Origin of the sequence: Mycobacterium sp. 1081908.1 (assembly GCF_001673535.1) — a bacterium.
In the GTDB taxonomy this organism is placed as follows: domain Bacteria; phylum Actinomycetota; class Actinomycetes; order Mycobacteriales; family Mycobacteriaceae; genus Mycobacterium.
Genome location: NZ_LZLY01000124.1, coordinates 33,467 through 41,292 on the forward strand (window position 1 = coordinate 33,467; position 7,826 = coordinate 41,292).

General features: G+C 68.8%; 8 protein-coding genes and 2 tRNA genes. 7 read left to right on the forward strand and 3 right to left on the reverse strand.

Going from position 1 to position 7,826, the window contains the following annotated elements:
- The first annotated feature begins 25 nt into the window (after positions 1-25).
- On the forward strand, positions 26-262 hold the full coding sequence (locus A5655_RS20250; RefSeq protein ID WP_067013067.1) for a hypothetical protein: 237 nt from the start codon (positions 26-28) through the stop codon (positions 260-262).
- Positions 249-716, forward strand: coding sequence for a DUF5130 domain-containing protein (locus A5655_RS20255; protein ID WP_067013068.1), 468 nt, complete (start codon positions 249-251; stop codon positions 714-716). Before A5655_RS20250 ends, A5655_RS20255 begins: the two co-directional genes overlap by 14 nt.
- Before the next feature lie 19 nt (positions 717-735).
- Here A5655_RS20255 and pepN read toward each other — a convergent pair whose 3' ends face one another.
- Positions 736-3,309 (reverse strand): aminopeptidase N, encoded by a 2,574-nt coding sequence (gene pepN / locus A5655_RS20260; protein WP_067013069.1) that lies wholly within the window; start codon positions 3,307-3,309, stop codon positions 736-738.
- A gap of 128 nt (positions 3,310-3,437) precedes the next feature.
- Between pepN and A5655_RS20265 the strand changes: the two genes are divergently transcribed.
- From A5655_RS20265 to A5655_RS20275, 3 genes are read left to right on the forward strand one after another with little or no spacing between them, the layout of a single operon-like run.
- Positions 3,438-4,061: an Rv2466c family mycothiol-dependent reductase gene (locus A5655_RS20265; protein WP_067013070.1), complete on the forward strand. Its 624-nt coding sequence runs from the start codon at positions 3,438-3,440 to the stop codon at positions 4,059-4,061.
- 46 nt (positions 4,062-4,107) lie between these two features.
- A complete protein-coding gene (locus tag A5655_RS20270; protein ID WP_067013081.1) occupies positions 4,108-4,587 on the forward strand; it encodes a ribose-5-phosphate isomerase in 480 nt (159 codons plus the stop codon).
- Between the two features lie 2 nt (positions 4,588-4,589).
- Positions 4,590-5,390, forward strand: coding sequence for an Fpg/Nei family DNA glycosylase (locus tag A5655_RS20275; RefSeq protein WP_067013072.1), 801 nt, complete (start codon positions 4,590-4,592; stop codon positions 5,388-5,390).
- A gap of 12 nt (positions 5,391-5,402) precedes the next feature.
- Here A5655_RS20275 and A5655_RS20280 read toward each other — a convergent pair whose 3' ends face one another.
- Positions 5,403-6,596: a serine hydrolase domain-containing protein gene (locus A5655_RS20280; RefSeq protein WP_067013073.1), complete on the reverse strand. Its 1,194-nt coding sequence runs from the start codon at positions 6,594-6,596 to the stop codon at positions 5,403-5,405.
- Positions 6,597-6,627: 31 nt separating this feature from the next.
- A tRNA-Gly gene (locus tag A5655_RS20285) sits at positions 6,628-6,698 on the reverse strand.
- Positions 6,699-6,843: 145 nt separating this feature from the next.
- Here A5655_RS20285 and A5655_RS20290 point away from each other — a divergent pair.
- Positions 6,844-6,920, forward strand: a tRNA-Pro gene (locus tag A5655_RS20290).
- Positions 6,921-6,958: 38 nt separating this feature from the next.
- A partial coding sequence (tig, locus tag A5655_RS20295; RefSeq protein WP_082978762.1) for a trigger factor occupies positions 6,959-7,826 on the forward strand: 868 nt, incomplete at its 3' end.

Genomic DNA, 7,826 nt, shown 5'->3' on the forward strand with positions numbered 1-7,826 from the left:
CATCCGGTGGGATACGGTTTGCGTCGTGAGCCTTGCAGAGATTCACCTGTACTTCATCGGGATCCCGCTGGCGCTGGTAGCGGCGCTGGCGGTACTCATCTGGTCGCGCAAGGGGCCCCACCCCGCGACCTACAAGATGTCGGAGAAGTGGACGCATCCGCCGATCCTGTGGGCGGCCACCGACGAAGACGTTGGCGGCGCGCACGGCGGACACGGCACGTCGGAGTTCTCGGTGGGAGGTGGCGCAAGTGGCACATGGTGAGGTCGCGACGATCGCGCCCAGCGAGCTGCCCTACGGTTCGGCGATCACCACCAGCGGACGGATCTCGGCCGTCACCGAGCCGGGCGAGCTGTCGGTGCACTACCCGTTCCCGATCAGCGACCTGGTCGCCATCGACGACGCGCTGAAGTATGCCTCGCGGGCATCTCGGGCGCGGTTCGCCATCTACCTCGGGGACCTGGGCAGCGACACCGCCGCGCGGGCCCGCGAGATCTTGGCCAAGGTGCCGACGCCCGACAACGCGGTGCTGCTCGCCGTGTCGCCCGACCAGCGCGTCATCGAGGTGGTCTACGGCTCGGCGGTCCGCGGCCGCGGCGCCGAGTCCGCCGCGCCGCTCGGGGTGGCCGCCGCGTCGTCGGCGTTCGAGCAGGGTCACCTGGTCGACGGGCTGGTCAGCGCGACCCGCGTGCTGAGCGCCGGGATTTCCCCCGCCTAGGTTCTGCCGCGCGCCGAGATCAGGACGCGTCGAACTTGCGGGCGCGCAGCGACCGCTTGACCCCGGCCTGACCCTCCAGCACCAGGCGCCGCAGGGCCGGCGGAATCTCCGGGTCGCTCAGGAACTCGTCGGCGGCCGCGACGCCCTCGTCGCTGATGTCCCAGTGCGGGTAGAGGCCGATGACCACGGTTTGGGCGACCTCGCTGGAGCGCCGCGCCCAGACCCCGGGGATCGCATCGAAGTAGCGCGCGGTGAACGCCTTGAGCAGCTCGTGCTGTCCCGGCGGCGCGATGCCCGCGATCATCGAGCGGGCCGTGATGTTGGCCAGGGTGTCGTCTTCGACCACGGTGGTCCAGGCCTGTTCCTTGACCTCGAGTTGGGGCCGCGCCGCCGCCGCCTGGGCGCCGTGGCGCTTGCCGGCGGCGGTCGGGTCGCGCTGCACCTCGGCGTCGATGAACGGGGTCGCGGGCCCGTCGGCGTCGATCTCGCCGGCGGCGGCCAGCGCGGTCACGATGCGCCACCGCAGGTCGGTGTCGATCTCCAGCCCGGCCAGCCCCCGCTCGGCCGGGTCGTGGTCGAGCAGGTCCGCCAGCGTCACCACGTGTCGCGTCGACAGCACCGCGGTGCACAGCGCGTTGACGAACGCGAGCTGGTGATCCGATCCGGGCGGCGCGGCGCGCGCCAACTCCAGCAGCCGGTCGGCGAATCGCGGCCAACCGTGCTCGCGCGCCCAGCCGGGCTCGGCGTAGGACGTCAGCGCGGTCTGGGCCTGCATCAGCAGACGTTGCGCCACCCCGACCTCGGTTTCGGCCTGCACGCCGCCGGAGACCAGCGCCACGAAATCGCGGGCGCGCAGTTCGGCCTCGCGGGTCATCTCCCACGCGGCCGACCAGACCAGCGAGCGCGGCAGCGGCTCGGCGATGTCGGCGATCCGCTCCAGCGCGGTCTGCAGCGAGCGTTCGTCCAGCCGCAGCGAACAGTAGGTCAGGTCGTCGTCGTTGACCAGGATCAGCTTGCCACGCGAAACCCCAACCAGCGCAGGGACTTCGGTGTCCGGGCCCTCGACGTCGAGTTCCTCCCGGTGCACCCGCACCAGCTTGCCGGCGCCGTCGTCGTCGTAGATTCCGATCGCCAGCCGGTGCACCCGTGTCTCGCCCGCGCCGGGCGCGGCGCCGCCTTGCCGCACGACGAACCGGGTGAACTTGCCGTCCGCGTCGACGTCGAAGTCGGGCCGCAGCGTGTTCAGGCCGGTGGTTTTCAGCCACTGCTGACCCCAGTCGGACAGGTCGCGGCCGGACGCCTTTTCCAGCGCGGCGATCAGGTCACCGAACGTGGCGTTGCCGTACGCGTGCGTGCGGAAGTAGTCGCGCAGCCCGGCCAGGAAGTGCTCCAGCCCGACGTAGGCGACCAGCTGCTTGAGGACTGACGCGCCTTTGGCGTAGGTGATTCCGTCGAAGTTCACCTCGACCGCGGCCAGGTCGGGGATCTCGGCGGCGATCGGGTGCGTCGACGGCAGCTGGTCCTGGCGGTACGCCCACGACTTCTCCACGGTGGCGAACGTCGTCCACGCCTCGGTGAATTCGGTTGCCTCGCTTTGACACAACACCGACGCGAAGGTCGCGAACGACTCGTTGAGCCACAGGTCGTCCCACCACGTCATGGTGACGAGGTCGCCGAACCACATGTGCGCCATCTCGTGCAGCACCGTCTCGGCGCGCCGCTCGTAGGAAGCCCGGGTGACCTTGCTGCGGAAGACGTAGTCCTCGAGGAACGTCACCGCCCCGGCGTTTTCCATGGCGCCGGCGTTGAACTCGGGGACGAACAGCTGGTCGTACTTGCCGAACGCGTACGGCAGCCCAAAGTTCTTGTGGTAGAAGCCGAATCCCTGCTTCGTCTGGGTGAACAACCGCTCGGTGTCCATGTATTCGGCCAGCGAGGCGCGGCAGTAGATGCCCAGCGGGATCTCGCCATGTTCGTCGGTGTAGGTGTCCGTCCATTCGGCGTACGGGCCGGCGATCAGCGCCACCAGGTAGGTGCTCATCCGCGGTGTGGTGGCGAACGTATGTATGCCGTCCTGCACCGACACGGTCGTGCCGTTGGAGATCACCTTCCAGTGCTCGGGGGCGGCGACCCGCACGTCGAAGGTCGCCTTGAGGTCGGGTTGGTCGAAGCAGGCGAACATGCGCTTGGCGTCGGCCGTTTCGAATTGCGAATACAGATAGGTCTCGTCGTCCACCGGGTCGACGAAGCGATGCAGCCCCTCGCCGGTGTTGGAGTAGCGGCAGTCGGCGTCGACGACGAGGACGTTTCGCTTCTCGAGCCCGCGCAGCGGGATGCCGGTCGATTCGTCGTATCCGGACACGTCGAGCTCGCGGCCGTTGAGGGTGGCGCTGCGGATGGCGTCGGCGGCGATGTCGATGACGGTGTCGGCACCGGCGAGCGCCTCGAACGCCACGGTGGTGGTGGACCGGAAGGTGCGATCGCCGGCCCTACCCGAGCCGTCGGTGACGTCCAAGTCGATCCGGTAGCTGTCGACGGTGATCAGGGCGGCGCGCTCGACGGCCTGGTCACGGGTGAGGTTAGGAAGGGCCACGCGTCCAACTTAAACGTGTTGGTGAACGGCCGGTAACCGAAGCGACGGAGCGGGAACACGCGCCGCGCGACTACGGTTGTGCTGAACGGTGTTCTGACCGTATCTGCTCTCCAGGAGAGGACCGCGCTATGCCCGAGAAGGCCAACGAGAAAAACCGAGCCGATTTTTGGTTCGATCCGCTGTGTCCGTGGTGCTGGATCACGTCGCGCTGGATTCTCGAGGTGGAGAAGGTCCGCGACATCGAGGTGCACTTCCACGTCATGAGCCTGGCGATCCTCAACGAAAACCGCGAAGGCCTGCCCGACAAGTACCGCGAGATGATGAAGCACGCCTGGGGGCCGGTGCGGGTGGCGATCGCCGCCGAGCAGGCCCACGGCGCCAAGGTGCTGGACCCGCTGTACACCGCGATGGGCACCCGGATCCACAACGAGGACAACAAGAACCTCGAGGAGGTCATCAAGCTGTCGCTGGCGGACGCCGGTCTGCCGGCGGAGCTGGCCGAGGCCGCGCACAGCGAGGACTACGACGAGGCGCTGCGCAAGAGCCACCACGAGGGGATGGACGCGGTCGGCGACGACGTCGGCACGCCGACCATCCACGTCAACGGCGTGGCGTTCTTCGGGCCGGTGATCTCCAAGATTCCGCGCGGCGAGGAAGCGGGCAGGCTGTGGGACGCCTCGGTGACCTTCGCCTCCTACCCGCATTTCTTCGAACTCAAGCGGACCCGCACCGAGCCGCCCCAGTTCGACTGACGAGCGACGCGCTGCGGCGGCGCGCTGCTGTGTAAGGATGTCGGACATGCGCGTCTACCTGGGGTCCGACCACGCCGGCTACGAGCTCAAGCAGCAGATCATCGAGCACCTCAAGGGATCCGGGCACGAGCCGATCGATTGCGGCGCGTTCAGCTACGACGCCGAGGACGACTACCCGGCGTTTTGCATCGCGGCCGCCACGCGCACCGTGGCCGACCCGGAGAGCCTGGGCATCGTGCTGGGCGGGTCGGGCAACGGTGAGCAGATCGCCGCGAACAAGGTGCCGGGCGCGCGCTGCGCGCTGGGGTGGAGCGTCGAGACCGCGACCCTGGCCCGCGAACACAACAACGCGCAGTTGATCGGCATCGGCGGCCGCATGCACACCGTCGAGGAGGCGCTGACCATCGTGGACGCCTTCCTGAGCGCGCAGTGGTCGAAAGCCGAACGCCACCAACGGCGTATCGACATCCTCGCCGAATACGAACGCACCCACCAGGCGCCGCCGGTGCCGGGTGCCCCGGCTTAGCGATGCCCGAAGGCCACACCCTGCACCGGCTGGCCCGGCTGCACCAACGCCGATACGGCGGCGCGGCGGTCGCGGTGTCCAGCCCGCAGGGCCGCTTCGAAGCGGCCATCGTGGACGGCCGGGTGCTGCGGCGGACCAGCGCGTGGGGCAAGCACCTGTTTCACCACTACGACGGCGGCCCGATCGTGCACGTGCACCTCGGGCTGTACGGCGCCTTCACCGAATGGGAGCGGCCCGACGGTGCGCACCTGCCCGAACCGATCGGGCAGGTGCGGATGCGGATGGTCGGCGCCGGCTACGGCACCGACCTGCGCGGCCCGACGGTGTGCGAAGTCATCGACGAGGCTCAGGTCAGCGACGTGGTGGCCAGGCTCGGCCCCGACCCCTTACGCAGCGACGCCGACCCGTCGTGGCCGTGGGCCCGAATCAGCAAGTCGCGCAGGCCCATTGGGGCCCTGCTGATGGACCAGACCGTGATCGCCGGTGTCGGCAACGTCTATCGCAACGAGTTGCTGTTCCGCCACCGCATCGACCCATTCCGGCCCGGCCGCGCGATCGGCCAGGCGGAATTCGACGCGGCGTGGACCGATCTGGTGGCGCTGATGAAGGTCGGCTTGCGCCGCGGCCAGATCGTGGTGGTGCGGCCCGAACACGACCACGGCGCGCCGTCGTACCGGCCCGGGCGGCCACGCACCTACGTGTACCGGCGCGCGGGGGAGGCGTGCCGGGTGTGCGGCACGGCGATCCGCACGCAAGAGCTGGAGGGCCGAAACGTGTTCTGGTGCCCCAACTGTCAGAAGTGACGGCCCGGCGCTTCAGGTTTGGGCGCGCTCGATGACGCCCAGCGCCGCGTAGACCTCGTCGCTGAGCGCGACGCTGCGCGGGTCGGCGTTGGCCTTGGTGGCGTCGAAGCGATTCATCACGTATGCGTAGCCGATGCGGTGCTCGAGGTCGACAAATCCGAACGAGCCGCCCAGGCCGCCGTGCCCGAAGATCCGGGGATTGGGTCCGTTGACGCAGCGCTGGTTGAGCATGTAGCCCAGGCCCCATCCGTGGTCGGCGACCCGCGGGCCCAGCACCAGGTCGGTCTCGAAGCCGCCCTGCGACACCCGAACCCGTTCCATGTGCTCACGGGTCAGCAGCCGCTCCTGCGCGAGGGCGTTATAGAACGTCGCCAGCCCCAGCGCCGACACCTGGCCGTTGGTGCCGGGGAACTCGAGTTGGCGCCACAGCTCCAGGTCGTGGGAGCCGAGTTCGTCGTCGGGGGCGAAGCCCATCGAAATCGACAGCGCCGCCTTCGGGTGTTCGGTCAGGCTGGTCGGGTAGCCCGGGGCCTGCGCCTCGGCCAGCAGATCACGGGCGTGCGGCTTGTTCACGCGCTCGGCGCAGCGCCGTTGCTCGGCCGGCGACAAGCCGATGTGGACGTCGGCGCCGAACGGTTCGGCGATCTCGGTGCGTAGGTACTCACCGACCGTGCGGCCCGTCACGCGGCGGAACACCTCGCCGAGGATGAAGCCGAACGTGGTCATGTGGTAGCCCTGCGCGGTGCCGGGCTCCCACCACGGTTCCGCGGCGGCGAGCTGCTCGCAGACGAAGTCCCAGTCGGCGACCTGCTCCCAGCCCATTCGGGTCCGCGGGCCGATGACCCCGGACCGGTGGCTCATCACCATCGCCAGCGTGATGCCGTCCTTGCCCGCCTGGGCGAACTCCGGCCAGTAGCGGGCCACGGGCGCGTGCAGGTCCAGTTCGCCGCGATCGGCCAGCTGGTGGACGCAGGTGGCCGTCAGGCCCTTGGTGCCCGACAGGACCGTCGTCAAGGTGTTCTGCGCCCAGGGCCGGGTTCGGGCGGCATCGGCCCAGCCGCCCCAGAGGTTGACGACGAGTTCCCCGTCGACCCACACCGCGACGGCCGCACCGACCTCGGATTGCAGCACAAAGTTGCGCTCGAAAGCGTCGCGCACTCCGACAAAGTCGGACGCGCATGAGCCCTTCAGTTCGACGTCGCTCATGGCGCCTTTCTGTCGAGCAAAAATCAGCCCGAGCGGGCGACGGGAATCGAACCCGCGTAGCTAGTTTGGAAGACTAGGGCTCTACCATTGAGCTACGCCCGCAAGTTTTAGTCGAGCGAGACTGTATCTGGCGGCGAACATCAAATCTAATCGAAGCGGTTTTGTGATCGCCCCGTGAGGTCCTGAGGTCCCTGCGAAGCCGATGGCCGGCCTGGCGTCGTGGGGCCGTAGGATCGCGAGGTCAGCGCGGGGTGTAGCGCAGCTTGGTAGCGCATCCGCTTTGGGAGCGGAAGGCCGCAGGTTCAAATCCTGTCACCCCGACCAACACTGCGCCGATCCACCGAATACCGAGGAGCAAATCCGTGAAGAGCAGCGTCGAGCAGTTGAGCCCCACCAGGGTGCGCATCAACGTTGAGGTGCCGTTCACCGAACTCGAGCCCGATTTCCAGCGCGCCTACAAGGAGCTGGCCAAGCAGGTCCGGCTGCCCGGGTTCCGGCCCGGCAAGGCGCCGGCCAAGTTGCTCGAGGCCCGGTTCGGCCGCGAGGCGATGCTCGACCAGGTCGTCAACGACGCGCTGCCCGCTCGGTACGGCCAGGCCGTCGCCGAGGCGGAAGTCGACCCGATCGGCCAGCCCGACATCGAGGTCACCAAAAAGGAGTACGGCGAGGAGCTGGCGTTCACCGCCGAGGTCGACGTGCGCCCCAAGATCGCCCTCCCGGACCTCGGCTCGCTGAAGGTCTCGGTCGACCCGATCGAGATCAGCGACGACGACGTCGACGCCGAGCTGGAGTCGTTGCGCGCCCGGTTCGGCACCCTGAAGGGGGTCGAGCGCCCGGCGGCCCTCGGCGACTTCGTCTCGATCGACCTGTCGGCGACCGTCGACGGCGAAGAGGTGCCCAACGCGGCCGCGGAGGGCCTGTCGCACGAGGTGGGATCCGGCCGGCTCATCGCTGGCCTGGACGACGCGCTGGTCGGCCTGTCCGTCGACGAGTCCAAGGAATTCACCGCCCAACTGGCGACCGGGGAGCACGCCGGCAAGGACGCGCAGGTTGGACCGCAGCTCGTCGATGGTGTCGAACTCGCTGGCCAATTGGGCGAACTCGTCGTCGGGCTCGGGCAGTTCGCGTTCCTTGATCGACCTGACGGTGACGGTGACCTGCGCGTCCTTGCCGGCGTGCTCCCCGGTCGCCAGTTGGGCGGTGAATTCCTTGGACTCGTCGACGGCCAGC